The 25,855-nt window shown below is 63.6% G+C and carries 30 protein-coding genes; 14 read left to right on the top strand and 16 right to left on the bottom strand.

Features of this window, described 5'->3' with window-relative positions:
• Window positions 1-125 precede the first annotated feature (125 nt).
• Complete coding sequence (locus tag GC088_RS14685) at window positions 126-1,619, bottom strand: type I restriction-modification system subunit M (RefSeq protein ID WP_323959738.1); 1,494 nt, start codon at window positions 1,617-1,619, stop codon at window positions 126-128.
• Window positions 1,620-1,690: 71 nt separating this feature from the next.
• On the opposite strand from GC088_RS14685, the gene GC088_RS14680 reads away from it, so the two are divergent.
• The 4 genes from GC088_RS14680 to GC088_RS14665 all read left to right on the top strand — a co-directional run bounded on the left by GC088_RS14680 (window position 1,691) and on the right by GC088_RS14665 (window position 5,667).
• Window positions 1,691-2,191 (top strand): GNAT family N-acetyltransferase, encoded by a 501-nt coding sequence (locus GC088_RS14680; protein ID WP_323959737.1) that lies wholly within the window; start codon window positions 1,691-1,693, stop codon window positions 2,189-2,191.
• Between the two features lie 137 nt (window positions 2,192-2,328).
• On the top strand, window positions 2,329-2,580 hold the full coding sequence (locus tag GC088_RS14675; protein ID WP_323959736.1) for a hypothetical protein: 252 nt from the start codon (window positions 2,329-2,331) through the stop codon (window positions 2,578-2,580).
• Window positions 2,581-2,831: 251 nt separating this feature from the next.
• Entirely contained in the window at window positions 2,832-3,185 is a 354-nt protein-coding gene (locus GC088_RS15520; RefSeq protein ID WP_416377474.1) for a MarR family transcriptional regulator, read from the top strand.
• Window positions 3,186-3,330: 145 nt separating this feature from the next.
• Window positions 3,331-5,667, top strand: a complete 2,337-nt coding sequence (locus tag GC088_RS14665) for a beta-galactosidase (protein WP_323959734.1) — start codon at window positions 3,331-3,333, stop codon at window positions 5,665-5,667.
• A gap of 36 nt (window positions 5,668-5,703) precedes the next feature.
• Here GC088_RS14665 and GC088_RS14660 read toward each other — a convergent pair whose 3' ends face one another.
• Window positions 5,704-6,249 carry a GNAT family N-acetyltransferase gene (locus GC088_RS14660; protein WP_323959733.1) on the bottom strand — a complete coding sequence of 182 codons (546 nt, stop codon included), beginning with the start codon at window positions 6,247-6,249 and terminating at the stop codon, window positions 5,704-5,706.
• 161 nt (window positions 6,250-6,410) lie between these two features.
• Here GC088_RS14660 and GC088_RS14655 point away from each other — a divergent pair, with 161 nt between their 5' ends.
• The gene (locus tag GC088_RS14655) at window positions 6,411-6,824 is read left to right on the top strand and encodes a CBS domain-containing protein (protein ID WP_323959732.1); all 414 of its coding nucleotides are present in this window, start codon (window positions 6,411-6,413) and stop codon (window positions 6,822-6,824) included.
• 57 nt (window positions 6,825-6,881) lie between these two features.
• Window positions 6,882-7,097 carry an Rv3202a family protein gene (locus tag GC088_RS14650; protein WP_323959731.1) on the top strand — a complete coding sequence of 72 codons (216 nt, stop codon included), beginning with the start codon at window positions 6,882-6,884 and terminating at the stop codon, window positions 7,095-7,097.
• Window positions 7,098-7,137: 40 nt separating this feature from the next.
• Here GC088_RS14650 and GC088_RS14645 read toward each other — a convergent pair whose 3' ends face one another.
• The gene (locus tag GC088_RS14645) at window positions 7,138-7,698 is read right to left on the bottom strand and encodes a dihydrofolate reductase family protein (RefSeq protein WP_323959730.1); all 561 of its coding nucleotides are present in this window, start codon (window positions 7,696-7,698) and stop codon (window positions 7,138-7,140) included.
• Between the two features lie 56 nt (window positions 7,699-7,754).
• Between GC088_RS14645 and GC088_RS14640 the strand changes: the two genes are divergently transcribed.
• Window positions 7,755-8,768, top strand: coding sequence for an acyl-CoA thioesterase (locus tag GC088_RS14640; protein ID WP_323959729.1), 1,014 nt, complete (start codon window positions 7,755-7,757; stop codon window positions 8,766-8,768).
• Between the two features lie 106 nt (window positions 8,769-8,874).
• A complete protein-coding gene (locus GC088_RS14635; RefSeq protein ID WP_323959728.1) occupies window positions 8,875-9,291 on the top strand; it encodes an ArsR/SmtB family transcription factor in 417 nt (138 codons plus the stop codon).
• A gap of 56 nt (window positions 9,292-9,347) precedes the next feature.
• Here GC088_RS14635 and GC088_RS14630 read toward each other — a convergent pair whose 3' ends face one another.
• From GC088_RS14630 to GC088_RS14595, 8 genes are all read right to left on the bottom strand, one after another.
• Window positions 9,348-9,581, bottom strand: coding sequence for a YegP family protein (locus GC088_RS14630; protein WP_323959727.1), 234 nt, complete (start codon window positions 9,579-9,581; stop codon window positions 9,348-9,350).
• A 125-nt stretch (window positions 9,582-9,706) separates the two neighbouring features.
• A complete protein-coding gene (locus GC088_RS14625) occupies window positions 9,707-10,483 on the bottom strand; it encodes an alpha/beta hydrolase (protein WP_323959726.1) in 777 nt (258 codons plus the stop codon).
• A 28-nt stretch (window positions 10,484-10,511) separates the two neighbouring features.
• Window positions 10,512-11,171 (bottom strand): alpha/beta hydrolase family protein, encoded by a 660-nt coding sequence (locus GC088_RS14620; RefSeq protein WP_323959725.1) that lies wholly within the window; start codon window positions 11,169-11,171, stop codon window positions 10,512-10,514.
• Window positions 11,172-11,193: 22 nt separating this feature from the next.
• On the bottom strand, window positions 11,194-11,397 hold the full coding sequence (locus GC088_RS14615; RefSeq protein ID WP_323959724.1) for a hypothetical protein: 204 nt from the start codon (window positions 11,395-11,397) through the stop codon (window positions 11,194-11,196).
• A 47-nt stretch (window positions 11,398-11,444) separates the two neighbouring features.
• On the bottom strand, window positions 11,445-12,119 hold the full coding sequence (locus GC088_RS14610) for a hypothetical protein (protein ID WP_323959723.1): 675 nt from the start codon (window positions 12,117-12,119) through the stop codon (window positions 11,445-11,447).
• Window positions 12,116-13,747 (bottom strand): RecQ family ATP-dependent DNA helicase, encoded by a 1,632-nt coding sequence (locus tag GC088_RS14605; protein WP_323959722.1) that lies wholly within the window; start codon window positions 13,745-13,747, stop codon window positions 12,116-12,118. The genes GC088_RS14610 and GC088_RS14605 overlap by 4 nt, the downstream gene beginning before the upstream one ends.
• Window positions 13,744-15,081 (bottom strand): APC family permease, encoded by a 1,338-nt coding sequence (locus GC088_RS14600; RefSeq protein ID WP_323959721.1) that lies wholly within the window; start codon window positions 15,079-15,081, stop codon window positions 13,744-13,746. The genes GC088_RS14605 and GC088_RS14600 overlap by 4 nt, the downstream gene beginning before the upstream one ends.
• Window positions 15,082-15,124: 43 nt before the next feature.
• Window positions 15,125-16,222 (bottom strand): AI-2E family transporter, encoded by a 1,098-nt coding sequence (locus GC088_RS14595; RefSeq protein ID WP_323959720.1) that lies wholly within the window; start codon window positions 16,220-16,222, stop codon window positions 15,125-15,127.
• Window positions 16,223-16,418: 196 nt separating this feature from the next.
• Here GC088_RS14595 and GC088_RS14590 point away from each other — a divergent pair, with 196 nt between their 5' ends.
• The 4 genes from GC088_RS14590 to GC088_RS14575 all read left to right on the top strand — a co-directional run bounded on the left by GC088_RS14590 (window position 16,419) and on the right by GC088_RS14575 (window position 19,875).
• A complete protein-coding gene (locus GC088_RS14590; RefSeq protein ID WP_323959719.1) occupies window positions 16,419-17,186 on the top strand; it encodes a MerR family transcriptional regulator in 768 nt (255 codons plus the stop codon).
• 9 nt (window positions 17,187-17,195) lie between these two features.
• Complete coding sequence (locus tag GC088_RS14585; RefSeq protein WP_323959718.1) at window positions 17,196-18,290, top strand: PLP-dependent cysteine synthase family protein; 1,095 nt, start codon at window positions 17,196-17,198, stop codon at window positions 18,288-18,290.
• A gap of 125 nt (window positions 18,291-18,415) precedes the next feature.
• On the top strand, window positions 18,416-18,949 hold the full coding sequence (locus tag GC088_RS14580; protein WP_323959717.1) for a dihydrofolate reductase family protein: 534 nt from the start codon (window positions 18,416-18,418) through the stop codon (window positions 18,947-18,949).
• A 95-nt stretch (window positions 18,950-19,044) separates the two neighbouring features.
• Window positions 19,045-19,875, top strand: a complete 831-nt coding sequence (locus GC088_RS14575; protein ID WP_323959716.1) for a DUF1206 domain-containing protein — start codon at window positions 19,045-19,047, stop codon at window positions 19,873-19,875.
• Between the two features lie 7 nt (window positions 19,876-19,882).
• Here GC088_RS14575 and GC088_RS14570 read toward each other — a convergent pair whose 3' ends face one another.
• From GC088_RS14570 to GC088_RS14560, 3 genes are all read right to left on the bottom strand, one after another.
• Entirely contained in the window at window positions 19,883-20,296 is a 414-nt protein-coding gene (locus tag GC088_RS14570; RefSeq protein WP_323959715.1) for a YkvA family protein, read from the bottom strand.
• A gap of 119 nt (window positions 20,297-20,415) precedes the next feature.
• Window positions 20,416-21,609 carry an N-acetylglucosamine-6-phosphate deacetylase gene (nagA, locus tag GC088_RS14565; protein WP_323959714.1) on the bottom strand — a complete coding sequence of 398 codons (1,194 nt, stop codon included), beginning with the start codon at window positions 21,607-21,609 and terminating at the stop codon, window positions 20,416-20,418.
• Window positions 21,606-22,523: a DMT family transporter gene (locus GC088_RS14560; protein ID WP_323959713.1), complete on the bottom strand. Its 918-nt coding sequence runs from the start codon at window positions 22,521-22,523 to the stop codon at window positions 21,606-21,608. The genes nagA and GC088_RS14560 overlap by 4 nt, the downstream gene beginning before the upstream one ends.
• A 128-nt stretch (window positions 22,524-22,651) precedes the next feature.
• Here GC088_RS14560 and GC088_RS14555 point away from each other — a divergent pair, with 128 nt between their 5' ends.
• Window positions 22,652-23,161 carry a septum formation family protein gene (locus GC088_RS14555; RefSeq protein WP_323959712.1) on the top strand — a complete coding sequence of 170 codons (510 nt, stop codon included), beginning with the start codon at window positions 22,652-22,654 and terminating at the stop codon, window positions 23,159-23,161.
• On the opposite strand, the gene GC088_RS14550 is transcribed toward GC088_RS14555, so the two are convergent.
• Entirely contained in the window at window positions 23,158-23,715 is a 558-nt protein-coding gene (locus GC088_RS14550) for a HutD/Ves family protein (protein WP_323959711.1), read from the bottom strand. The genes GC088_RS14555 and GC088_RS14550 overlap by 4 nt on opposite strands.
• A 15-nt stretch (window positions 23,716-23,730) precedes the next feature.
• Window positions 23,731-24,651, bottom strand: coding sequence for an ammonium transporter (locus tag GC088_RS14545; RefSeq protein WP_323959710.1), 921 nt, complete (start codon window positions 24,649-24,651; stop codon window positions 23,731-23,733).
• 118 nt (window positions 24,652-24,769) lie between these two features.
• Here GC088_RS14545 and GC088_RS14540 point away from each other — a divergent pair, with 118 nt between their 5' ends.
• Entirely contained in the window at window positions 24,770-25,846 is a 1,077-nt protein-coding gene (locus tag GC088_RS14540; protein ID WP_323959709.1) for an MBL fold metallo-hydrolase, read from the top strand.
• Window positions 25,847-25,855 lie beyond the last annotated feature (9 nt).

Raw genomic sequence — 25,855 nt, 5'->3', positions numbered from 1 at the left:
GTTGACGATGGCCTTCGCTGACTGATCTACGGCGCCCAAGTCGATATAACAAAATGACTCTTGTGGGGATCCGGCTGGGTTCCTCCTTTCAACCTTGCAAACCACCTCGCCAAACGGAACCATCCTCACTTGAGCAGGTCCTTCAACTCGGTCAGCCCGTCGGCTATCTCCTTCTCGAGAACCTCAAGCTCCCCGATGATCTCCTCCGGTGCCTTGTGCTCGATCTCGTCGTACTCGACCTCCTTGTACCGGTTGAGGGAGAGGTCGTAGCCATTTTCAGCGATTTCTGACTTGGGAACGAGGAAAGACTGTTCAGTTCGCGCCCGCTCTGCTTCCGTCGTCGTGCGCTGCTTGTACCGCTCCAGGACGTCGGGCAGGTCGGAGGAAGCCAAGGGAGTGCGCTTGTCGTCGAGGCTGAAGCCGTCGGACTTCACGTCGTAGAACCAGACGTTTTCGGTGCCGCCGGAGTTGGTCTTGGTGAAGAAGAGGATTGCGGTCGAAACCCCGGCGTACGGCCTGAAGACGCCGGAAGGGAGTTTCACCACGGCATCGAGCTTGTGCTGCTCGACCAGGAGCTTGCGGAGGTCCCTGTGGGCCTTCGAGGAGCCGAACAGGACGCCGTCGGGCACAATAACCGCCGCCCGTCCGCCGGGCTTGAGCAGGCGGATGAAGAGGGCGAGGAAAAGCAGTTCGGTCTTCTTTGTCTTGACCAAGCTCAGGAGGTCCTTGGCCACATTTTCATAGTCGAGGCTTCCGGCGAACGGCGGATTCGCGAGGACCAGGTGGTACTTCTCTTCCTCGGCCGAATGCAGATCAGCCAGGGAATCGCGATATGTGATCACCGGGTTCTCAACGCCGTGCAGCAGCATGTTCATGGAGCCGATGCGGAGCATGGTGTTGTCGAAGTCGTAGCCGTGGAACTGCTCGTGGTGGTAGAAGTCCAGCTGCTGCTTGTTGGTGAGCAGGTCAGGGTTGCTCCAGAGATGCTCCGCTGCCCGGACTAGGAAGCCGCAGGTTCCTGATGCCGGGTCACAGATGACCTCCAACGGCTGAGGGTCGGTCATCTGCACCATGAGGTCGATGATGTGACGCGGCGTGCGGAACTGACCGTTGGTGCCGGCGGTCGCGATCTTGGAGAGCATGTACTCGTACAGGTCACCCTTGGTGTCCCGGTCCGTCATGTCGATGTCGTCAATGATGTCAATGACTCGCTCAAGGACGCCGGCATTCGGGATGGTGAAGCGGGCGTCCTTCATGTGATGGCTATAGGTGGAGTCCTCACCGCTCGATTGGCGCGTCAGTTCCTCCCTAAGGAAGGGAAAAATGTGCTCTGAAAAGAGGGTGTACTTCTCGTCCCGCGAGAAGTTCTTGAACCTGGTCCAGCGCAGATCTCGGTAGCTTCGGCCCCGAGCATCATTGCCTTCGGGGAAGATTGGCTTGGCAATCGGCTTGCCGGTCCTGTTGGCGCGGTTCTCGAGTGACGTCTGCTCCTCGTCCAGCCGCTTGAGGAACAGCAGATAGGTGATCTGCTCTATGACTTCGAGTGGGTTCGAGATGCCGCCCGTCCAGAACGTATCCCAAACCTTGTCTACCTGCGCGCGCACTGTCCCATTGATCACCGATCAAGCCTAAGTTACGTCTGCACATCTTCACCGGTAGCCCGCCGTGCCAAGCCAGTATCGTCGACATTGTGAAGCTCCGACTTCTGGCACCCGATGACGAAGCCGCAGCAACTGCTGCGCACGCCGAGCTCCTTCGCGAGAACTTCGAGTTCCTGCTGGCCTACCGAACAGGTATGGAGTGGCTGGACTACCTCGCTCAGACGGAGGATGCGCGGTTCGGAAGAAACCTCCCGGAGGGTTGGGTGCCGGCAACGTTTCTGGTGGCCGACGTGGACGGTGGTCTGGTTGGCCGGGCGTCCATTCGGCATGAGCTGAACCAGCACCTCTTCGAGGTAGGCGGGCACATCGGCTACGCTGTCCGTCCCCAGTTCAGAGGACGGGGCTACGCGACGGAAATGCTCCGGCTCGCGCTCGGGGAGGCGCGATCCCTCGGAATCGCCACCGCGCTGCTGACATGTGACCCGGACAACTTTGCTTCCCATGCTGTGATCGAGCGGAACGGCGGTGTCCGGGAGGTGAACTCTGCGCCAATTTCTCAGGACAAACTGCGCTACTGGATTCCCACCTGACATCGATTCCACGCGGTATCTCGCGCTCGCGCAGACTCCGTGATTGAAATGTGATTGCGAATTGCAGGATTGCAATACTCTCGGTTTTGGGTAAGCTTCATAGTCCAAACTTGGCTAGTGTCGATGAAGGAGTTGTAATGCAAAGCAAATTCACACTGACGCCGACCGAACAGTTCCCCGAGGACCTCGAGGTTCTGGGTGACGAAGAAGTTCACGTCCTGCACAGCAGGATCCGGCGCCAGATGGACGCCGAGTATGGGGCCGGGTGGTTCTCCTGGGAGACCGAGATGCGTCTCGACGAAGTCCGGGAAGAGCTGAATCGACGGGAAAACGGCGACGTTGCACGCATCGGATGGGAACAGCAGGCCAGGGTCCTGAACGCAAGCTAGCCGGAAAACCTCGCTGCAGTACGCTAAGGTATCCAAATCACGAAGTGGCAGGACACCGCTTTGGAACTACGGCGGTGCCGCTTGAGGAGGCGGCAGTGGAGAATAATATGGACCTTGCTAATTGGCCGACAAATCGACTTTTGAGTACCGCTGCACGACTAACCGAGAATACCGAGACAAACCAGTTCCGCAGTCTCGGTATTACACAGGCGGGCCTCACCGCCCTTCGGGTGCTCTCGCAAAGAAAAACCATGAGCCAATACGGACTGGCACGAAAACTTCGGGTCAGCCCTGACACGCTGATCAAAGTACTGGACCGGCTTGAACGAAGCGACCTCATTACAAGAGATGGAAGCCCGCATGATCCGGAGGGCCAACACCTTCGAATCACCGTTGATGGGCGCATCCTCCTAGAGCGCGCCGACCTTTTGGAGGAGGAGCAGGAGCGCACCCTGGGCTCTGATCAGCAGTTGCGCGCCGAACTCATTGCGCGCATTCAGGCATTGGGCATCGAGACTGCCCCCCAGCCGGCTAAGCCGGCGCTCAAGCTGGTGCCGAAACTCGAGGACGACGACGATTCCTCGCACTCATCCGCGGCCGGCTGACTCAGGCTGGTTCGCAAGAACCCCGCGTTTCCGTTAGCAGTTTTGCCATCCGATAGGGTTCGACCGCTATCGGATGGCAAAGCCGCTAACGCACGGCAGAAGCGCTCCCTTGCCACACATTGGGAAAGCGTTTACCGTCAAGGGCATGCCCTTTCAGCCGCCGGCCCTGTCGATCACCCATGCCGGATGGGACAGCCCGCTCACTCGGCCCCGCATGGCGAGCGACGTCGACATACGGCCCGGCCTCAGCCTCACCAATCGCAGCATCCTCCGCGATGGTGAGCCCTGGATCCCGATCACCGGCGAGATCCACTACAGCCGCCAGCCGAGGCATCGCTGGGAAGACGCACTCCGGCTGATGAAGGCCGGCGGAATCACCGTCGTGGCCACCTACGTCTTCTGGATCCACCACCAGGAACAGGAAACGGCTGAACCTAACTTCGAGGGCAACCTGGACCTCGCTGCCTTCGTTGAGTTGTGCCAGGACATCGGCCTCGACGCGATTCTCCGGCTCGGACCCTGGTGCCACGGCGAGGTGCGGAACGGCGGCCACCCGGACTGGATAGTTGAGGCCGACTACCCGGAACGAACCAATCACCCGGCCTACCTGAAAGCAGTGCGCACCTGGTTCGGCGCAGTCGGCCGGCAGGTGGCGCACCTCTGCGGCGATCAGGGGCCCATCATCGGCATCCAGCTCGAGAACGAGCTCTACGACCAACCGGACCACATCCTCGTCCTGAAGGACATCGCCCGAGAGTCCGGCCTCTTTGCCCCGCTTTGGACGGCGACCGCCTGGGGCAGCGCGGACGTCCCGGTGGGGGAGGTGTTCCCGCTCTACGGCGGTTATGCGGATGGTTTCTGGGTGGACAGCGACCAGGGCTGGGACGAGAGTTTCCAGGCCCACTTCACGTTCTCCCACCAGTGGGACGACCCGGGCATCGGCAAGGATCTGTCCGGAGATAAGTGGACCGGCGTCGTCGGCGCAAAACACCCTGACTTCCCGGCGGCAACCTGCGAGCTGGCCGGCGGCATGGCGAGCGCGTATCACCGCCGCCCCACCCCGACGGCACGTGACATTGCCGCCGTCGCCCACTGCAAACTGGGCAGCGGGTCGACCTGGCAGGGCTATTACATGTACGTGGGCGGCACTAACCCACGACGCGGGCTGCAGGAGTCGCAGGCCACCGGCTATCCCAATGACATGCCGGAGCTCAACTACGACTTCGGCGCACCCGTCGGAGCACACCTCCAGACTCGCGAGAGCTACCACCGGCTGCGGAACCAGCACTCTTTCCTGGCCGCCTTCGGTTCCCGGCTCGCCGCCATGAACGCCACCATCCCTGGAAACAACGACGACGGCGCGCTCCGCTGGTCCCTGCGCAGCGACGGTTCCAGCGGCTTCGTCTTCATGAACAATCACCGGCCATACGAGCCGCTGCCCGCGCGGGCCGACGTCCGCTTCGACATCACCCTCGATAACAGCAAGGTCACCTTCCCGCACCGCCCCGTCACGATCCCGTCCGGTGAGTTCATGTCCTGGCCGGTGGAGCTGGAGGTGGCAGGCGTCGTCGTGCGCTGGGCGACTTTGAACGTCCTCACGCTTCTCGAGGCCGAGGCCGAGGGCGAGGGCGAGACGCCCGTCCTGGTGCTGGCAGCCAATGACGGCGTCGACGCACACCTCGCCGTACCTGCCGGCTATTCCGTGTCGGGCCATGCGGCACATCCGGTCGACGGCGACCTCGTGTTGGAAAACCTCGGCCCAGGATTCGTCACGCTAACCAGCGACGAGGGCGCGCAGCTGCGTGTGTTGGTCCTGACTGCGAGCCAGGCTCTCCAGGCCTGGACCCCGGAAGCCGGAGGTCGACGGCGCCTGGTGCTGTCGTCCGCAGATGTGATCGAGCGTGAGGATTCGCTGACTGTACTCGCCGCGGAATCGGGATGCCTTTCGATCTTCCCGGCGGCAGGCACACCGGACGACGACGGATTCTCGCACCATTCGTTCGATGTCACCGACGAGGAGTGCGAGATCAGGCTCGAGCAGGTGGCTCCCGCGTCAGCTCCGTCCATCCGGCCAGTGCGTGTACCCGGAAGGGCCGCGGCGCCGGAGGCAGAGGACTTTGCTGAACGTGCGGCCCGTTACACGGTCACCATCGCAGGCACCGCCTCAGCGCTCGAGCGCTCGCTGCTCCGGGTCGAGATCGTCGGGGACACCGCGTCGTCGTCGTTCGACGGGCGTGAGGAGGACGTCTTCTGGACCGGCCAGGCATGGGATATTGACATCACTCCCTACGCCGCGACCGCCCGCAGGGAGGTGGCGCTGGCCGTCTATCCGTTGACGGACGCGACGCCGGTGTGGCTGCCACCGAAGGCAGCGTCAGTTCATGCCGCATTGACGCAGCCGACGGCGACTATCACGGGCGCGCGCGTGCTCACCTTCCGCGAGGTCGAGGTCCTGGGCGCCGATCGGTGGGTTGCTGTCTAGCGTCGTCGAGCCACGGTGCTCGTGCTTCCCCGCGAATCAGCAGGGAAGCGGGGTGATGTTCTGCGGCTTGGGATCGGAGGCCAGACGGGCGTGCGTCTCGACGTCGTACCGGTCCACCCCGTACCGGAGCTTCGCCCGTTCGATACCTTCCCGCTGGAAACCCGTCCGTACGGCGACCCTGCATGACGCAGGATTGTCCACGCGGTGGCTCAACTCGAGCCGGAAGAGTCCTTCGGAAAATGCCCACTCCGCGGCAGCGGACAGGCCCCTGGTCACCAGGCCGCGGCCACGGTAATCAGCGCTGAGCCAGTAGGAAACCCAGGCCGTGCCATGGTTAAACTCCATGGAGGTCACGCCGATGTCGCCGACGGCCACGCCGTCAACGGCAATTGCGAAGTGGCGCGCGGAGGCGCTTTCCAGTCCCACCTGGTTCTCGATGTACTGCCGACACGCATCGAGCTCGGAGAGGTCATCCTTCCCAAACTGAAGCCGGAGGTCGTCACTGGCGGCAACTGCCCGCTGGAGGGCAGGGGCATCATCCAGCGTCCAGCGTCGCAGGACTGCGTCTTCGGTATCTGGCACCTTTGTGTACTCCCTGCTGACTGTCGACTGGCGGGCGTCTCTGGACCGGTTGGCGACCCTTCACAAAGATAGCAAGCTTGCTTATGATCGTACTCACAGGTTCGCCTGTTTCTGCCGGACCTGTGCATTCGCAAGTCAATTACGCAGGAGGGGACTGAATCATGACAACAGCACGCGACATCATGACCGGCGGCGCTGAATGCATCGGTGAGAACGAAACCCTTGAACAGGCAGCGCGCAAGATGAAGGACCTGGACGTCGGATCTCTGCCCATCTGCGGCGAGGACAACCGCCTGAAGGGCGTGCTGACCGATCGCGACATCGTGGTGAAGTGCCTGGCGGAAGGCACAGACCCACGGCAGGTCAAGGCAGGGGAATTGGGCCAGGGCAAGCCGGTGACCATCGGGGCCGACGACAGCATCGAGGAGGCCATCAAGACGATGGCTGATCACCAGGTGCGGCGCTTGCCTGTGATCGACGGACACGACCTGGTGGGAATGCTCAGCCAGGCTGACATCGCGCGCAACTATCCCGAGGAGCGCGTGGGCGAGCTAGTCGAGCTTATTTCCTACTGACTGCCGCCCTTCAGGCTGACTCACATTGCCAAGGGAATTCGACGGGAAAGGCGCACCATGAGCACAGAGGGCAATGACATTTTCACGGCGAACGACGCCGACCGGCTTGAGCAGCAGGCCGAGGTGGCCGATGACTCCGTCGAGGAGGATACAGGGGAGACTCTGAATCCGGCGGCGCGGGAGGCCAACGAGGCGGACGTGGTGGAGCAGGCACTTCCCGTCTATGGGGACGAGGACTATCCGCGCGGACCCATCGACGAGGAGCCGGTATAGCCGCACCCTGCCTGCACCTCCCGAAAGCCGGGGTAGCTCGTCAGCTGCCGTCGACGTCGTACTGGAGGGCGAGCATGCCGTTCTCGAAGCGGCGGCTCCCCTCCAGACGCAGGTTAAGGCGCATATTGCTGGGGAAGAAGCTTTTCCCGCCTCCGATAATCGTGGGTACCAACAGCAGGTGGACGCAGTCGATCAGCCCTGCACGGAACGCGTGGGAGGCAAGCAGGGGACCTGCAATGTTGATGTCGGCAGTTGCGGTGCGCTTCAGGTTTTCCACGAACGCCGGGTCGAACGTTCTCTGCAGGATGGTCCTGGTGGTTTTCACGTCCTCAAGGCGCGTTGAGAAGACAACCTTGTCCGCAGCCTTCCAGATCCCGGCGAACTCTTGCGACTCCGGCGAGTCTGCGGCCGTCGGATCGTTCTCCCACGCCTCCATCAACTCGTAGATCCGCCGCCCGTACAGATACGTTCCTACGTCGCGTTCCTGATCATTGATGAAGGCGAGCACCTGCTCGTCCGGCACAGCCCAGTCGAAATTGCCTGATGTGTCGGCAACGTACCCGTCCAGAGAGCCGATCATGGAGTAGATCAAGCGCGCCATCCTGCCATTGGACATCAGCCCGAGCAGAAAGGGAAGCGATCGGCTACGTTAACCGCATGGAAAACGGGACGCGAGGGGGCGCCGCGGGAGATCGCACGAATCCGCACTCGGTAACCCTGCGATTCCTGGCCGCCCCCACGGATCTGGGGCACAGCGGTTCGGTCGACGCCGGCACGGTGCTGGAATGGGTGGACAAGGCAGCGTACGCCGCCGCCGTCGGCTGGGCGAAGACGTATTGCGTCACCGCCTATGTGGGCAACATACACTTCGCTGATCCTGTCAACGTCGGCGACCTTGTCGAGGTCGAAGCGACCATCGTGTATACCGGCAAGTCCTCCCTTCATATCCGCACCGTTGTGTCTTCCCGCGATGTCCAGGGCAGCGAGGCAACCATGCGCAGCCAGTGCCTGGTGATCTTTGTCGCCGTGGGGCAGGACGGTAAGTCCGTACCGGTGCCATCCTTCGAACCTGTCACTCTGGAAGAGATTGGATTCCGCGACCAGGCGGTGGCCCGCATAGCGGTGAGAGATGCCATCGTGGCTGAAATGAGCGGGCAGGAATACACCGACGCCGGAACTGCCGAACGTGTAGTTCTGCGGTTCCTCGCAGCTCCCACGGATGTGAACTGGGGCGGCAAGGTGCACGGCGGCACGGTGATGGACTGGATTGATGAGGCCGCTTACATCTGTTCCACGCGCTACTGCGGAAGGGACACTGTTGCGGTCTTCTCCGGGGGAGTCCGGTTCTATCGGCCGCTACTGATCGGCGACCTCGTTGAGGTGGAAGCCCGCTTGGTCTACACGGGCAACAAGGGGATGCATATTGCTGTGCATGTTCGTTCGGGCAGACCGACCGGACGTGAGATGCAGGTAACCACCTACTGCCTGACGGTGATGGTGGCCCGGGATGAAACGGGGACAGCGGTGCCCGTACCTCGGTGGGTTCCGCAGTCGGATGAGGACAAGCGCCTCGAAGCCCATGCCCGGACCCTGCTGGAGATTCGCGGGAGGGCCCCGGGCAGTACACTCCCAAGTCATCTCACCGGTGAAATTCAAGCTACCGGTCAGTAACCGAATGACGGTATGATGAATTACTCAATCCACTTCGCCCGGGGCCACCGCCACAGGGCACCCCTTATCACCGGTACCCACACCGCGGGCTTATCCGGTTCACGACGTGAAGGATGCTGATCCCGTGGGCAATTTTCCGGGCGCGCACAGGCCCCTCTACGAGGTAAAGGCCAATCTGTTCAAAGGCCTTGCCCATCCAGTGCGGGTGCGCGTGCTGGAACTTCTCTCCGCTTCGCCGGACGTATCGGTGACCGACCTCATCGCCGATATGGGCGTTGAGGCGTCACGTCTTTCCCAACATCTGTCAGTCCTGCGCACCCATCACCTGGTGGTGTCCGAGCGCCGCGGCAGCCAGGTCTTTTACAGCTTGGCTTATCCCCGTGTTGCGGACCTGCTGGCCACGGCTAAAGCACTACTGGCGGAGGTCCTCGAAACTACGCAGCAACAACTGCAGGATCCGGAATGGGGACCCGCAGGAGATGAAACGGTAAGTGCCGTGCCGGTTGCCGCCGTCGAAAGTTAAGCGCAGCTGGATCAAAGGGGCTGCGGTAGACGGGTGGGCAACAGGGCCAGCGGAAGTTAAGCCGAGAGGCGCTGCTTGCCGTAGCGTGCGTGGGAAACGCGGGCTACCGGCTCCGACATGTCGTGGATGTGGCCCGTTCCCGCGCTCTCGCGGACAGCCGTGATTGCTGATACGGCGTCGCCCTTGCAGCCATATCCAGCCGAAGTAACCAGAACCCGGCCGCGCTCATCCAGAAGCTGGAAGCGGTACAGCTTGTCGGAGCCCATGAAAATCTCGAAATTTCCCGCCATTTGTGTCTCCCCCCGGAGTGTAGAAGGTGCCTCGTTGCACCTTGATGAATTTAAGGTTTCATCAATCCGCTAACTTGGGAAGGAATGTGACGCAGAATAACTTTTCGGTTACGAGGCGGTTCTAGTCACATTGCGCTCCGACGGCTCGGAGCATCCAAAAGGTCCGCCCATCCCTGCCCCGCCAGCCACTGAGCGCATAGCGCGGTCCACTGCGCCGGTTCGGCTTCGTCACGCGCCAGGCCGAGACCGTGGCGGCCGTGCGGAAATACATGCACCTCTGCAGACACACCCTGCTGGGCCAGGGCGCCGGCGTACGCGTAAGTGTTCTGGACCGGGACGGCCTCATCGTCTGCAGTGTGCCAGAGAAAGGCGGGCGGCGTCGCCGCGGAGACGTTGAGTTCGGGAGACATCATCTTGAGCAGGTCCGACGACGGCGAGGGACCCAGCAAGTTGTCGATGCTGCCCTGATGTGCCGAGTGGGTGAAGGACACCACGGGATAGCAGAGAATCGACAGCGCCGGCACCGCGTCGAGAACGTCCAGGCGGCTGTCTCCGCACGGCACCGCCGTGGAGAGAGTAGCGGCAAGGTGACCCCCGGCCGAGAAACCCAGCACTCCCACCCGTGCTGTATCCACTGCCAACCCGTGCACACCGCCGCGAATCTGCAGCATCGCCTCTTTGGCGTCGAGGAGCGGAGCTGGGTGGGTGTGCGGTGCAACCCGGTAGTGCAGCACAAAGGCGTGAATGCCCAGGCCTGCCAGCCATTCACCCACGGGTTCCGCCTCGTGCGCTGAGGTCTTGCCGTAGCCGCCACCGGGCAGGACCAGCACGGCCGGGCGGGCCACCGTCGGGTCGCCGGCTGCGGGAAAGTAGGTCAGACCGAGGTCGTGGGATTCGGGCATAGGATCACCGTACTTCGTACCGGAAGCGCTATCGCGCAAGGAAGCCGGCAACTTCAGGCGCGAGGGAGGCGCCGACGTCGTACGGTGTCCGCTTGGTGCCCTTGACCGCGAAGGAGTGGTCTGCGTCGGGCAGGTAGTGAAGTGTGGCCTGTTCGCCAATCCTGCTCACTACGCTGTCCAGCAGGTCCTGCCGCGCGAAGGCGTCATTGCTGCCCTGCAGGAACAGCATGGGTACAGGGATGCCGTATAGGTGCTCGTCCCGGAGGTTCTCGGGTTTGCCCGGCGGATGCAGCGGGTAACCCAGGAAGATCAGGCCGGCAGATTCCATTCCTTCGGCAACAGCCATGGAGGCCATCCGGCCGCCGAAGGACTTTCCGCACGCCCAGAGAGGTTTCCCGTCCGCCCGCTCCCGTGCCTGGCGCATGACTTCACGCCAGGCGGCCACGGCCTTGGGCGGGCGATCCGGGAAGCGCCTGCCCTGCTCAACGTAGGCGAAGTTGAATCGAAGGGTGGCGTAACCCAGCCCGTTCAGGGCGTCACTGAATCCGACGAGGAAGGGGTGGTCCATGCCAGCTCCGGCACCGTGCGCGATTACTACGGTTGCCGCCGGCGAATCGGGCCGAGCGTACGCGGCCGAGATACTTGTCTCGTCGACCGGGACCGTGAAGCGTTCAGTGGGCGGGTTCATGGTGCCGTAATTGCAGCGCTCCTCAGCCTTCCTGCTCGCGCCGGTTCAGTTCGAGGTTGACTTCCTCAAGGCGCGCTTCGGTCTCAGGGTCGGGGAGGCCATCTGCATACTCGGCCTCCAGTTCGCGGTGGATCCGGCTGTTGAGTATCTCCACCTCAGTGTCGTTCAATGCGGTCAAGTCCTCCGGAAAGGGTTCTTCCGGGGATATCTTGTGGTTCGATTCCATGGGTGCCTTTCGGCCTACAGCGGTTCTCTCCGCAGTGTAACCATGGTCTAGCTTTTTTGCGCCACCGCGTACGAAGGAATTCGCAATGAACGCGTCCAGTCGTAAGTTTCGAGGCCGGCAGGAGGTCGCCCGACCGGGTCGAAGCGAATGTCGCCTCCCCGAGTGCCCCTCTCGTGAGCGTCGCTTACGCTTAGGCGCACGGTGGCGAACCGTGTCCACGGCCCGCGCAGGCGGCTGTAGTGCAGACCCCACTGAAGTTCGCCCGTGAAGTTGCGCAGTTGCGACAGTCGGGTGACTTCAGGTCCGGGGCCCTCCCGCCGGGCGGCGATCAGCACCGGCCCGCCCGCTCCCCTGAAAGGCATGATCGAGGTGAACGGGCCATCCAGTAGTGTACGCCGGGGCCGCAGCAGGAACCGGGTGGGAAAGCTGTACCCGGTGGTGGAGAGGAGGATGTCGGCGTCACCGACGCGCAAAGCCAGCCCCACGACGTCGGGCATGCTTTCCGGAAGCCCTACCGATCGCGAGATGCGGGCGGTCACCTCCTCGGTTCCGTTCGAATCCATCCAGTCCTCGCCGCTGAAGACGCGCGTGTGCACCAGTGTTCCCTGCAAAACTACGCCGCTGCGGTGGATGGGACGATCCGGCCGGAACAGCTTCAGGACAGCGAAGACCGACTTGAACGCCTGACCTCCAGCCCTGGCGGCGAGCGGCAGAAGTTTCATGAGCGCACCTGGGCCAGCAGGCCCTTCTCCTCAACCAGCGGAACGGACAGGGACTTGTACCCGTGGTCCCCGAACAGGACCGTCACGACGTCGTTCTCGTATCCCATCACCACGCCCTCGCCCCATTCGTCGTGCCGGACTGTGCTCTGCAGCGGAAACGGCTGGTGCCCGGCGTCGTCGTTCTGCTCGGCGGCGCGGCCGGATTCGCAGTTGTCACAGGCATCACACAGCCCTTCCCGTTCCTCACCGAAGTAGCCCAGCAGGAATTTCCGCCGGCACCCCCGCTGCTCTGCATACTGCCGCGCCATCTCGACGCGGGAGCGGTCCACCTCCTGCCGCCGCTTCTGGTGGTCAACGACGTCGTCAATCACCTTTCCGTCATCCTTCGCCACCAGACGGTAGGCCCCGCCGCGCTCGCGGACAGCGTCCACCTCAACCAGCTGGTTGAGCAGGCCGGACAGCTTGCGCTGAGTCATTCCGGCGGCTTCCCTGATGCCCGGTGCGTCGAGCGGACGATCGGCCTCGCGAAGCGCCTTGAGCACCGATCGCAGGCCCTCCTCCTGGACGGACTTCGCTGCGAAGTACCGCCGGATTCCCAGGTCCTCCGGCCGGTAGTGGAGTACGACCTCGGCCGGCTCGCCATCGCGGCCGGCCCGGCCCACCTCCTGGTAGTAGCTGTCCAGGGAGTCCGGAATGTCGGCGTGGACAACGAATCGCACGTCGGGCTTGTCAATGCCCATGCCGAACGCGGTGGTGGCAACCACGACGTCCAGCTCGCCCGCCTGGAACGCCTCGTGTAATGCGTTCCGGTCGGACTTGCTGCGGCCGGAATGATACGCATCAACCCGCAGCCCCGCTTCGCGGAGCTCCTCCGCGTAGCGGTCGGTCTCCTTGCGGGTGGCCGTGTAGAGCAATCCCTGTCCCTCCAGGGCGGTTACCTGCTCGACGACGGCGCGTTGCTTGTCCCGCGCGGACTCGTATTGCCGGACGCTAAGGTGCAGGTTGGGGCGGTCGAAGCCCTCCGCGACGACGACGGCGTCCTTCAACCGCAATCGCTCCAGGATCTCCTGGCGCACCGGCGGGGAAGCGGTCGCGGTCAGCGCGATAACCGGACGCTTCAGCCGCTCCACAAGCGAGCCGAGCTGGAGGTAGTCGGGCCGGAAATCGTGGCCCCACGCGGACACACAGTGCGCTTCGTCGATGACCAGGAAGGAAACGTCCAGTTTCTGCAGCCGCTCGGCGACTTCCTCCCGTGCCAGTTGCTCAGGTGCCAGAAACAGGAACTTCGCCCGGCGCTCCTCGTCGGGGTCCTCGGCAGCAGTCCAGGCTTCCTCAATCTCACTTTCTGATGCGGCGGAGTTCAGCACCCAGGCCCGCAGATCGCCCAGGGCGGTGTTGATCGCCTCAACCTGGTCGCGCTGGAGCGAGATCAGGGGAGAGACGACGACGGCGACGCCCGGAGCCGCCATTGCCGCCACCTGGTAGATTGCCGACTTCCCATAGCCGGTGGGGAGTACGCCCAGGACGTTCGCGCCGTCGTCGGCTGCTTGCAGGGCCTTGCGCTGTCCGGGAAGAAGCGTGTCCAGGCCAAAAAGCTCCCGGGCAGTTTCCGTCAGTGCTGCTCTCATGCTGCTTCCGCTTCCGCCCGGAGGTTGTTCCGCCTGGTCACGGCCGAACTGACGAAGTACAGGACCACGCCGACGGCGATCAGGATGGCCGCACGAAGCCAGATTTCCGCGGACTGCTGCGTCAACAGCACAACGCAGGACAGGACTCCCAGGACCGGAACTACCGCTGGGACCCGGAAGTGTTTGAGTTCAACAGTGTCCCTGCGCAGGACAAGTACAGCGACGTTGGTGCTGATGAAGACAACGAGGAGGAGCAGCACCACGGTCTCGGCGAGGGATGCGAGATCTCCGGTGAGCGTCAGGACCATTGCGACTGCCGTCGTCGCGATGATGGCCACCCACGGGGTGCGACGGTTGGGCAGCACCTTTCCCAGAGCGGAGGGCAGCAGGCCCTCTTCCGCCATGCCGAAGGTGAGCCTGCTGGCCATGATCATGGTGAGCAGGGCTCCGTTTGCCACGGCCACGAGGGCAATGAGGCCGAAGAGCCATGGCGGTACTCCGAAACCGGTGGCGTTCACGACATCGAGCAGGGGAGCGCTGGAGCCGGCCAGTTCATTTGCGGGTAGTGCCGCCGCTGATGCAAGACCGATGAGCAGGTAGACAGCTCCGGCCGTAGCGAGTGCTCCGAACAGCGCCTTCGGGTAGACACGGGCCGGTTGCCGCACCTCTTCGGCCACATTCGCGGACACTTCAAATCCCACGAAGGAGTAGTAGGCGATGAGCGACGCTCCCAGGACGGCAAGGCCGGGATTGACGCCCGTGGGAAATTGCGAAATCTGTGACGGGTTTCCGCCGCCCTGACCGAGGAACAGCGCGACCAGGACGATCACCAGCACCAGGCCGGAGACCTCGATGACTGTCATGACCACGTTGCTCCGGACTGATTCCTTGATCCCCCGGGCGTTCAGCAGCGCCAGCAGCACCAGGAAGACGACGGCGGCCCAGGTGGGAGGCACCGTGACGAACGAGGAGAGGTAATCCCCGGTGAAGGCGAGGGCAAGACCGGCAGCACTGGTGACTCCGGCTGCGAGCATGCAGAAACCCACCAGGAAGGATATGAATGGAGCCCGGAAGGCCCGCTTGGCAAAGACCGCCGCACCACCGGCCTTCGGATACTTGGTGACAAGTTCGGCGTACGACCCTGCCGTCAGCAGCGCCAGGGCAAGGGCAACGACGAGCGGTACCCAGATGGCTCCGCCTACTTCCGCTGCGATGACACCGACGAGCGCATATACACCCGCTCCAAGAACGTCTCCGAGTATGAAGAGATATAGGAGCCTGCCGGAGATTCCCTTCCGCAGCTTGGAGGGAGATGCAGTTTCGGTGGTGGTCATGCTCGGATCCTAACGGAATAGTAAGCCTGCTGTGCATTTCGGGCTAGGTGGGCTCACTGCCGGCCGGCGGAAGATCCGGGTTCAGTGGTTCAAGGCGTGGGTCTTCGGCGGTCCAGACCTGGAGCACCGCCCAGGTGACCGCGGCGATGGGCACTGAGAGTACCGCTCCCACGATGCCTGCGAGAATGGTTCCCGCTGTCAGCGCCAGCAGGATCACCAGCGCGTGCAGTCGAAGGGCATTTCCCATCACGATCGGCTGCAGAAGGTCACCTTCGAGTTGGTTCACAGCGACGACGACGGCGACCACAATGAGCGCGACAATCGGCCCATTCGCCACGAGTGCCACCAGGGCGGCGAGGATTCCGGCAACCGTTGCCCCGACGAGCGGAATGAAAGCGCCGATGAAGACGATCATGGCCAGAGGGATAGCCAGCGGGACCTGGAGAATCAGCAGGGCGACACCGATCGCAACCGTATCCACGAGCGCCACGATGGCCGTTCCCCGAACGTATCCGCCGAGCACCTCAAGCGTGCGGGTTCCCGAGCGTCGCAGCTTCCGCTCACGCTCGCCGCTGAAGGGCCTCAGGAAGAACTCCCAGATCTTATTGCCGTCCTTGAGGAAGAAGAACAGGATCACGATCATGAGGGTGGAGCCGGCCAGGAATTCGGCCACCACCGAGACTCCGGAGATCGCGCCCGAGCGGAACTGCGCGCTGGTGGCGTAATCAATGACGGCGGTGCGCGCCTCGTCGAGCTGCTCCGGTGCGATGGGGAATGGGCCGCTGGTGAGGAAAGCCTGCAACTCGTCCAGGCCCTCTGTCGCGGCGGTAATCAGTTCATCGGCCTGGTTGCGAACCGAAACCACAATGACGGTGATGATTGCGCCGAGCACAACGAGCAAGGCAAGGAACGCAATCGCGGTTGCCAGGCCCCCAGGGACGCCACGCCGTCGCAGCATGTTTACGAACGGGCCGATGGCGGCGGCAAGAATCAGCGCGATGATGACCGGGATGACCAGTAGGCGGATCTGGAGCAGGGCGTAGACGGCCACCACCACCAGGGTAAGTATCAGGAGGATCTGCGCCGCACGCGACGCCGTTCGCCCCAATCCGTCCCGCCAGGGACCGGATCGCTCTTGCATCGGATACCGGCTGGCCATGTGCTCCCCTTCCCGGTGCGGGCAACGTGGTGCTGCCGACACTAGCTGGTAAGCATACTGTGTATTTTTGCAGCCGCGCTTGGTGCGGGCCATCCGCGCTTCCCGTGAAGGGGGAGCGTACGCCTTGCCCTTGACGCTGCGTCAACCTCTACGGTGGTTAGCGGAAGGGAGATCGACCATGGACCGCTCGATCCAGGAAGTGTCGCGGCTTGCGGGCACCACCAGCCGCACGCTCCGCCACTACGACCGCCTTGGCCTGTTGCCTCCCTCCCGGATCGGCGGCAATGGTTACCGCTATTACGACGACGACGCGCTGGTCCGCCTGCAGCGGATCCTGCTGCTGCGCGACCTGGGGCTGGGGCTTCCTGCCATCGCGGAGGTGCTGGGCCGCAGCACCGAACCGGTGCGTGCGCTCAGGAAGCATCTGGAGTGGCTGAGACAGGAGCAGGACAGGTTGGCGCGGCAGGTGGCGTCCGTATCGCAAACGATTGAACGACTGGAAGGAGGTGAGGAACTAATGGCAGAAGACATGTTCGACGGTTTTGACCACACGCAGTACAAGGACGAGGTGGAGGAACGGTGGGGCAAGGAGGCTTATGCGGCTTCAAACCGCTGGTGGAACGGTCTCGACGCTGACGAACAAGGGAAGTGGAAGGCGCAGACCGCGCAGCTCGGCGCTGACTGGACCACGGCCGCACAGCGCGGCATTGCCCCCGACAGCCCGGAAGCGCAGGAGCTGGCACAACGCCACTATGACTGGTTGGCCGGTGTGCCCGGACTGCCGTCGTCGGGCAGCGGGCCCGGGAAGGAATACCTCGTAGGCCTTGGCGAGATGTACGTTTCGGACGACAGATTCGCTGCGAACTACGGTGGCCGACAGGGGGCGGAGTTTGTGCGCGACGCATTGCGCATCTTCGCTGACCGGTCCCTTCAGCGGAGACCGTAAGGTGCTGGTATGACGTTCATTTCCGGGCATGACCGCGCTTGGTCCGACGAGGCAATCCGGCGGATCGAGGCGGAGGGCAATCGTTCTGCAGACACCCACCTGCTGGCGCTGCCCGTCCCCGAGGGCTGGGGAATCGATGTCTACCTGAAGGATGAGTCGACGCACCGCACCGGAAGCCTCAAGCACCGGTTGGCGCGTTCCCTGTTCCTCTTCGGTCTGGTCAACGGGTGGATCCGCGAGGGGACGGTCATCGTTGAAGCCTCGAGCGGCTCCACGGCCGTGTCCGAAGCCTACTTCGCCCAACTGCTTGGGCTGCCGTTCGTTGCAGTGATGACGCGCTCCACGAGCCGGGAGAAGGTTGCGCTGATCGAGCAGTACGGGGGCACCTGCCATTTCGTGGACGATGCTTCCGCGGTGTACGACGCCGCGGAAGCGATCGCCGCGGAAACGGGCGGACACTACATGGACCAGTTCACGTACGCGGAGCGGGCCACTGACTGGCGTGGCAACAACAACATCGCCGAGTCCATCTTCCGGCAGATGGAGCATGAACGGTTCCCCGTACCCGAATGGGTAGTGGTGGGTGCCGGGACGGGTGGCACCAGCGCCACCATCGGGCGGTACCTCCGCTACAACCGTTATCCCACCCGGCTGGCCGTGGTGGATCCGGAGAACTCGGCCTTTTATCCAACCTGGGCGGGAGGCACGGCTGCGCTCGGGCGGCCTTCCCGGATCGAGGGAATCGGGCGCCCACGGCCGGAGCCGAGCTTCATTCCCTCAGTCATCGATTCGATGATCCAGGTGCCCGATTCTGCCTCTGTGGCTGCCTCCCGCCACCTTCGCGCGCTCACCGGCCTGTCTGCCGGTCCTTCGACGGGAACGAACCTGTGGGGTGTTTGGCAGATCGTTGCAAAATTAAGGTCCGCCGGTCGGCGCGGCAGCGTGGTCTCCATCCTGTGCGATGCGGGAGAGCGCTACGCGTGTTCGTATAACGACGACGGTTGGCTCGCTGACCGTGGTCTGGATCCGGCCGGGCCGCTCGCCGTGCTCGAGGAATTTTTCGAGACCGGGATCTGGCGCGGACATCCACCAACCGGCAACTAACTATCGAGGAGTTTCAATGGGGCAGCTACTCAGGGTCCAGAATTTCACAGTCTCCCGCGACGGGTTCGGCGCCGGCGAGAATCAAAGCTGAGCGGCCCTTCGGGGACGCTGATCCCTGGGCCCTGATGTGGTGGGCAGGAGACACGGCCAGCTGGCCCAACCGTACCGACCCAGGGGGAAGCAGGGGTCTCGACGACTACTTCACCCGCGACTTCACTCACAATATCGGCGCCGAAATCATGGGGCGCAACAAGTTCGGGCCCGTCCGCGGCCCCTGGGAGAACGAGGACTGGAGCGGATGGTGGGGAGAGGAGCCGCCCTTCCACACGCCGGTGTTCGTCCTGACACACTACGAACGGCCTTCGTTCACCCTTTCCGATACAACCTTCCACTTTCTGAACGCCGAACCGGCTGTTGCGCTTAAGAAGGCGCGGGCGGCGGCAAACGGGAAGGACGTACGGCTGGGCGGAGGTGCCTCAACTATCCGCGAGTTCCTCGACGCCGGCCTCGTTGACACGCTGCACGTAGCAGTTGTCGACGTCGAAATCGGTGCCGGAGTCCGCCTGTGGGAGTCACCGGAGGAGCTGTCCGACCGCTTCCACCACGAGATCGTGCCAAGCCCCAGCGGCGTGGTGCATCATCTCTTCTGGCGCCGCTAGGCGCTCTGCTGCCGCTCCCTTACCGCTCCTCCCCGCGCCCCACGGCTGTGCCGTACCGCTGTACCCTGAAAAGGCAGAAACTTGCAGGAGCAGTGATGTCAACGGACGAGAACTCTCTGGCACGGGAGGCCGCGGACATCGCGGAGAACGTGTCGGACCATAAGGCGCTGGATGTCGCAGCGCGCTTCGGGTTCGCCGTCCTTGCGGTAGTCCATATCCTCATCGGTGCCATTGCCCTGCAGATCGCGTTCGGCGGAAACGGCGAAGCCGAACCAACGGGTGCCCTCGAGCAGTTGGCCGGAGGTACCTTCGGCCCTTGGACCATGTGGGCCTGTGCGCTCGGGTGCTTTGGGCTGGCCGCTTGGCAGCTGAGTGAAGCAACCCTGCGGGCGCGGCACCTCCCCACCGGGGAACAAATCTCGAAGACGATCTCGTCCGGCTCCCTCAGCATCATCTACGGTTCGATGGCCTTCACGTTCGCACGCTTCGCCTTCGGCGGACGGAGCGACTCCAGCGAATCCACTCGCGACTTCACCCAGTCCATGATGGGCTCGCCGTTCGGTGTCTTTGTCATCGTCGCGGTCGGCGGAACCATCTTCGGAATCGGGGTGTACTTCGTCTTCAAGGGAATCCTTCGCAAGTTCCGGCCGGAGCTGCGGCATTTTGAGGACACCAGGCGCGGGGCGCTGATCGAAGTGCTGGGCGTGGTGGGGCATGTCGCCAAAGGTCTTGCACTCATCCTGGTCGGGATCCTGTTTGTTGCTGCTGTCATCACACATGACCCGGAACGGTCAACGGGCCTTGACGGCAGTCTCAAGGCGCTCACGGACCATCAATTCGGCATTCCGCTGCTTATCGTTATCGCCGTAGGCCTGATCTGCTACGGAATTTTTGCACTGGTGCGTTCGAAGTTCGGGCGGATGTAGCGCCGGGTCAATCAGGGCGGAGGCCGCCAAGGCGTAGAACGGCGCGGAGGCCGTCGTCGTCCCCTGTCCACAGGCGAGCCAGCAGTTCCGGCCCCGTGCGGCGGATGACTGTCCGGAGCGCAAGGGCGACAATAATGACGTCGTCGGCATAGCCAAGAACGGGAATGAAATCCGGCACGAGGTCAATCGGCAGGATCAGGTAGACCAGCAGGCCCGCAATGAGCAGCCGGACCCCGCCGGGTACCTCCCGGCTGGTCGCCAACGAACGGCAGAGGCGCAGAAGATCCGGAAGCAGGCGCATGGCGCTGCGCATACTCGCCGTCTCGGGATGCCGGCGGGCATACAGGAAGAGCGCGCCCAGCGCCACGGCGTACAGCAGCAGCAATCCGCCGAGGATGGCCAGCACTGGTTCCCACCACATGGCTCCAACCCTATGCTCCGCGCCAACGGGAATGAGCGGCGGTAATCCTCTCGCGGTCACCGAACAACCCGGGTGGCCACACCCCGTCTGGATAGCGAGTGCAACCCTAGTGCTGCCGCCTAGCGCTGCCTGACTCCGTCTGCCCAGACGCTCAGCACGTTGTATTCCTCGTTCAGTAGGACAAGGTCTGCAGCACTACCGGAATCGAAGCTCCCGAGATCGCGGCGGCCCAGCACGCCGGCCGGGGTGGACGTCAGCGCCTGGACCGCTGCTTCAGGAGAAAGATCCAGCAGGGTGATCGCATTCCTCAGCGCCGAGTCCTGGGTGAGGGTTGACCCCGCGATGGTGTCGGTTCCTGCGAGCATGGCGCGGCCCGCCTTCACGGTAACCTCCGCGGCGCCCAGGCGGTAGCGGCCGTCGCCCGCTCCCGTCGCCGCCATGGCGTCCGTCACGAGTGCAATCCTGCCGGGGGCGGCGTCGAAGGCCAACCGTGCGACCGAGGGGTCCACATGGACGCCGTCGAGGATGATCTCGAGGGCCGCGGACCGCTCACGGAACGCCGCCATGACCGGGCCCGGCGCACGGTGGTGTATCCCGGCCATGGCATTGAAGGCATGGGTAAGCAGCGTGGCACCCCGGGCGAAGGCTTCACGGGTGAGCTCGAAATCAGCATCGGTGTGGCCGACCGCCACCGTAACTCCGGCCGCTACGAACTGCTCGATGGCTGACAGCGCGCCCGGCAACTCAGGCGCGATCGTCACCTGGCGAAGGGTTCCCCGCGCTGCCTCCAGCAGCCCGGCGACGGCCGACGGGGTGGGGTCCAAAAGATGGGCAGGGTTGTGGGCGCCGCAACGTGAGGGTGACAGGAAGGGCCCTTCCAGATGAGAGCCGAGAATCAGGGGGTCCGCATACGTCAGTTCGGCGATCCTGCCCAGGCTGACGCGCAGTTCGTCCAGCGGTGCGGCGACAAGACTGAGCACGGATCGGGTGGTTCCGTGGGCGCGATGCACGGCAAGGGCCGCTTCGATGAAGCCGTGGTCCGTGTCGAACGAGTGGCCCCCGGCGCCATGGCAGTGAAGGTCGATGAAGCCCGGCAGCAGGACGCGGGCACTGCCATCGACTACTTCGCGTGCGGGGTAGGAGCGCCAGGCGGTGCCGGAACCGGAGGCAAGGATCCTGCCGTCACAAACCGCAACCCACCCGTCCTCCACCGTGGCACTGCCGGTGACGAGGCGGCAGGAATGCACGATGAGGTCGCAGTTCGGTTCCGCTGCGCTTCGATCCGGAGAAAGCTGGCTGTCGCCCTGCGTCATCTGGCACTTCCAGCCAGGGCCCTGGGGCGGATGGGAACCGTCAGTACCGCGAGGCTGACGATCACCAGGGCGATCCCGATCCAACCCGCAGCCGGCAGCCGCTCACCCACAATGACGACGGCGAGGATCGCCGCAACGACCGGCTCGGCCAGCGACAGGGTGGTTGCGGTACTCGCCTTCACCCGTGCCAGTCCGAGACCGAAGAACACGTACCCCAGGAACATGGGGACCAGCGCCATGTAGGCGCCGACGGCGAAGTTGTTCCACGATGCAAGCAGCGGGGCGCCGGTAACCAGGAGGACCGGCATCAGCAGCAGGCCGCCTACTCCGAAGATCCCACCCATAGCCACCCGGGAGGGAACGCCGCCCTGCATGGTGCGGTGGGCAGCCCACGAGTAGAGGGCATAAGTGGCTCCCGCGAGCAGTCCCAGCAGGATCCCGAGGGTGGGATTCCCGCCGTCGGCCGTTCCATATGCCGGTTCGGCTATGGTCAGCAGCGCCACGCCGGCGAGCCCGATGCCCGCCCCCACAACCCAGCGCGAACTCAGTATGTGCCGGTCGATCACACGTTCAATGACCGCTGAGGCGATTGGCGCGGAGCCGATGGACACCACGGTTCCCACGGCCACGCCGGCCAGGTGCATGGAACTGTAGAACGCCAGCGGGTAGATAGCCACGGACAGTCCGCCGAGCGCGACGATGGCCCACCGCCGTCGTAATCCATCCCAGGCGCGCTGAAGTTTCGGCCCTGCGATGGCAGCCTGCAGGAGGCCGCCCACCCCCATCGCTGCTGCGCCGATGGCCAAGGGGCCGACGTCGGGAGCGAAAGTGGCCGCCGTCCCGGTTGTTCCCCAGAGCACCGCCGCGATCAGCACAAAGATCGCGCCGAGTCCGGCGCCGGGGGATGAAGTCACACCAGAAGCCTAACGATTGGGCCGGCCCATCGGCGTGTCCGCAGGCGGAGTGGGCGGCTGCCGGAATTGCAAGCCCTACAGTTCAACTCGACGCATCATCGCCACCTTTCTCGTCTCCAGGGGGAACCGTGAAATCTGCTGCTCTTGTTGTGCTGCTTTCGGGCATGGCGATGGGTGTTTCGGGCTGTTATGTGCTGGACACCAGCGTCGTTGAACGTGACGAGGCCGGGCAGGTGACGGAAGCGACCGAATTCCACGCTTCTTCCATCAGCGTGGGCGATTGCGCGAACTATCCGGACGAGCGCCAGAACGCCGACGCGGAGGAGGGCTATAACTTCTCGGAGATCACCGTGCTGCCCTGCAGCGAGAAACATGACATGGAAGCGTACGCCGCAACGGACCTTCCCGACGGCGAATTTCCCGGTGAGACCGAACTGTGGGTGCAGGCCGACGAATTCTGTTTCGACGAGTTCGCCGACTTTGTGGGCGCGCCCTATGAGGAGTCCTCGCTCTACTATGAAATCTTCACATCCACCAAAGCCGCATGGGGGTTCGACGGCGACCGTGAGATCCTGTGTCTCCTGGCCGGCCAGGAGGGCGAACTGCTCACCGGCAGCATGAAGGATACGGGACGCTAGCGGCGCTCAGCCCGCGCCACTGCGACCCGGGCCGAGTTGAACCGCAGGGTTACCGGCTCGTCTCCGATCACGACGGCGTCAAGGGGAGCCAGCACCTCGCCGCCTGCCGTCTCGGCATTCCCGCTGATTACGACGACGGCCGCCACAGCCCTCCCGAAAGTCACCTCGCCGTCCAGCTCATGCACATCGAGGGTGCCGGTTCCGCACTGGCGGTTGATCATGAGGTTGATCGCGGTGGCCGGCCCCTTGGGCAGCTCGACCGTAACGTCGGCCTCCCCCGGGAACCTTTCCGGCCGCCTCGGGGCAACCTCGCGCGCTACGCCGTCGACGGTCAGGAGGACGGGCCCGGGCGTGGCGATCAGGAAGATCCGGTCCAAAGACGGGAACGTCGAGAAGGCTGCGTCCTCCGTCAAATCGGCCAAGCTGAGCCGCCACAGGCGGCCCTGTCCGGCGTCGAGCGCGGGGCCGGTTGTGATTTCGCGCGTGGTGCCTGCCCCGTTCTTCCAGGGAAGGCGAGGCAGGCTGTCCGTGCGGACCAAAGAACTGGATTGCATAACCAGCAGTGTGCCTCAGACCCGGTTCGGGGAACCAAGATCAACCGGCTCCTCGTCCATCAGGTAGGCGGCCTCGGAGTGTGCCGCCATGTCGATGCCCCGCAGTTCGTCCTCCTCCTGGATACGCAGTCCGACCGCCAGGTCGATGCCTTTCGCGATCATCCAGGTAACAGCAAAGGAGTACACGAGGACCGCAACGGTCGCCAGGGTCTGGACTCCTAGGAGCCCGATGCTTCCGCCGTAGAAGAGACCGTTGACGCCGTTGGGGGCCTGATCCGTCGCGAAGAAGCCGATCAGCAGCGTGCCAATGATGCCGCCGATGAGGTGGACACCGACGACGTCGAGCGAGTCATCGTAGCCCAGGCGGAACTTGAGTTCGATGGCCAGTGAACAGACGGCACCGGCGATAAGGCCGATTGCGAGTGCACCAAGGGGGCTGACGGCGCCGCAGGCCGGCGTGATAGCCACGAGCGCGGAGATCAGGCCGGAGGCTGCCCCCATACTGCTGGCACTGCCCAGCCGGATGCGTTCAACGAGGGTCCACGCGAGCAGGCCTGCGGAAGCGGCCACCGCAGTGTTGAGGAACACCACGCCTGCTGAATGCCCCGCCGTCAGCGCGGACCCGGCATTGAAGCCGAACCAGCCGGCCCAGAGCAGTCCGGCTTCCACCAGTACCAGCGGAGGGCTGTGCGGCTTGGCGTGACCGGTCGGCCAGCCTGCGCTGCGGCCGAGGACCAGGGCGAGAGCGAGTGCTGCGACACCGGCGTTCATATGGACGGCGAGTCCGCCGGCGAAGTCGACGGCGGCGAGATCGTTGACGATCCACCCGCCGATCACGGCACCGTCACCCGAGTCGAAAGCAAACACCCAGTGAGCGACAGGGAAGTAGACCAGCGTTGCCCACAGCGCGGCGAAGGTCATCCAGGTTCTCGGCATGGTTCGTGAACTCTATGTACTCAATGAATTCAACTTACTTATGGTTGTGGCCCTCACTCGATCTTGGAAGTCTTCAATTCGTCGGGCGATACAAGTCCCCGACTGACAAAGGAGTCGCATGAAAGACGTAAATCGGAGAACAGCTTTAGCCGGAATTTCTGCGGCGGCCGTCGCAGCCTCTGTCGCCCACGCCACGGCTGCCCACGCCACACCCGGTCGACCAGGTATGCCGAAAGAAGTGCGGATGACGTGGTTCGGCATCAGCAACTGGCATTACCAGATCGGTGAACTCGGTATCGTCCTGGATGGTGCGGTTGGATTCCCAGCCGCAGAACCCAACCCGGAAGTTGTGCAGAAAGTGCGCGGAGCACTGGAGCAGAAGGGGGCCATCCAATACGTTCTGCTTGGGCACCAGCACGGAGACCACTCAGTTGACACGCCAGAATGGGTCAAACAGACAGGCGCCACTCTGATCGCCTCCGCTAACGCCTGTGCAGAGGCGGCGGCCTACGGAATTCCGGCTTCTCAATTGCAGCCAGTGAAGGGAGGGGAGCGGTTTCAGCTCAGCCCCTATGTTGAAATGCATGTAGTGAAATGGGTGCACAGCGTCCGCGTCGGCGCAACGAGCCCGGCAGACGGAGGCATCGAGACGTTTGGATTTGTCTTCAAGGTGCAGACCCCCAGTAAAATCCTGACCCTTTATGTTTCGGACAGCGGCGCCGGGGGCCCGGAACTGACTAAAGAGCACGTCGTCAACGGGGAGAATCGGGGAGCGCCACTGAGCAACCTCGGCAAGGCAATGCGCGCGGCCGACCTCCAGACTTTCGAAGTGTGGCAGCCCGGCCCCGAATCCCGGCTCGTCACCCAAGCCCGCGTCCTCGTACCTACGTTCCGCCCGAAGTACTTGATGCCGCACCATCTGGGGGCACGAGGGGGATTCAACCTGTTCGGGGGCCTGCATTATGGCTTTCAACCGGAAGAGGTCCCGAAACTCATGTCCGTACTGAATGACTTCAATGTCCCCCTTGTGGCGCCCGTCAACTATTTTGACGCGTGGGCATATGATCGCGATGGGCTCCGCTCCGTCGACAACTCGGAGATGAAGATATCTTTGGGCCTACCGGCCTCCGGTCCAGGACCGAATCCCCAAGGACCTAACCCCCGAACGGGAGACATGGAAGGACCTGACGACTAAGCCGGCCTC

The sequence above is a fragment of the Arthrobacter sp. JZ12 genome (assembly GCF_035189165.1).
Lineage (GTDB): Bacteria > Actinomycetota > Actinomycetes > Actinomycetales > Micrococcaceae > Arthrobacter_D.
Note: the sequence above shows the minus strand (reverse complement) of the source record. Positions and strands in the feature narration are given on the sequence as shown.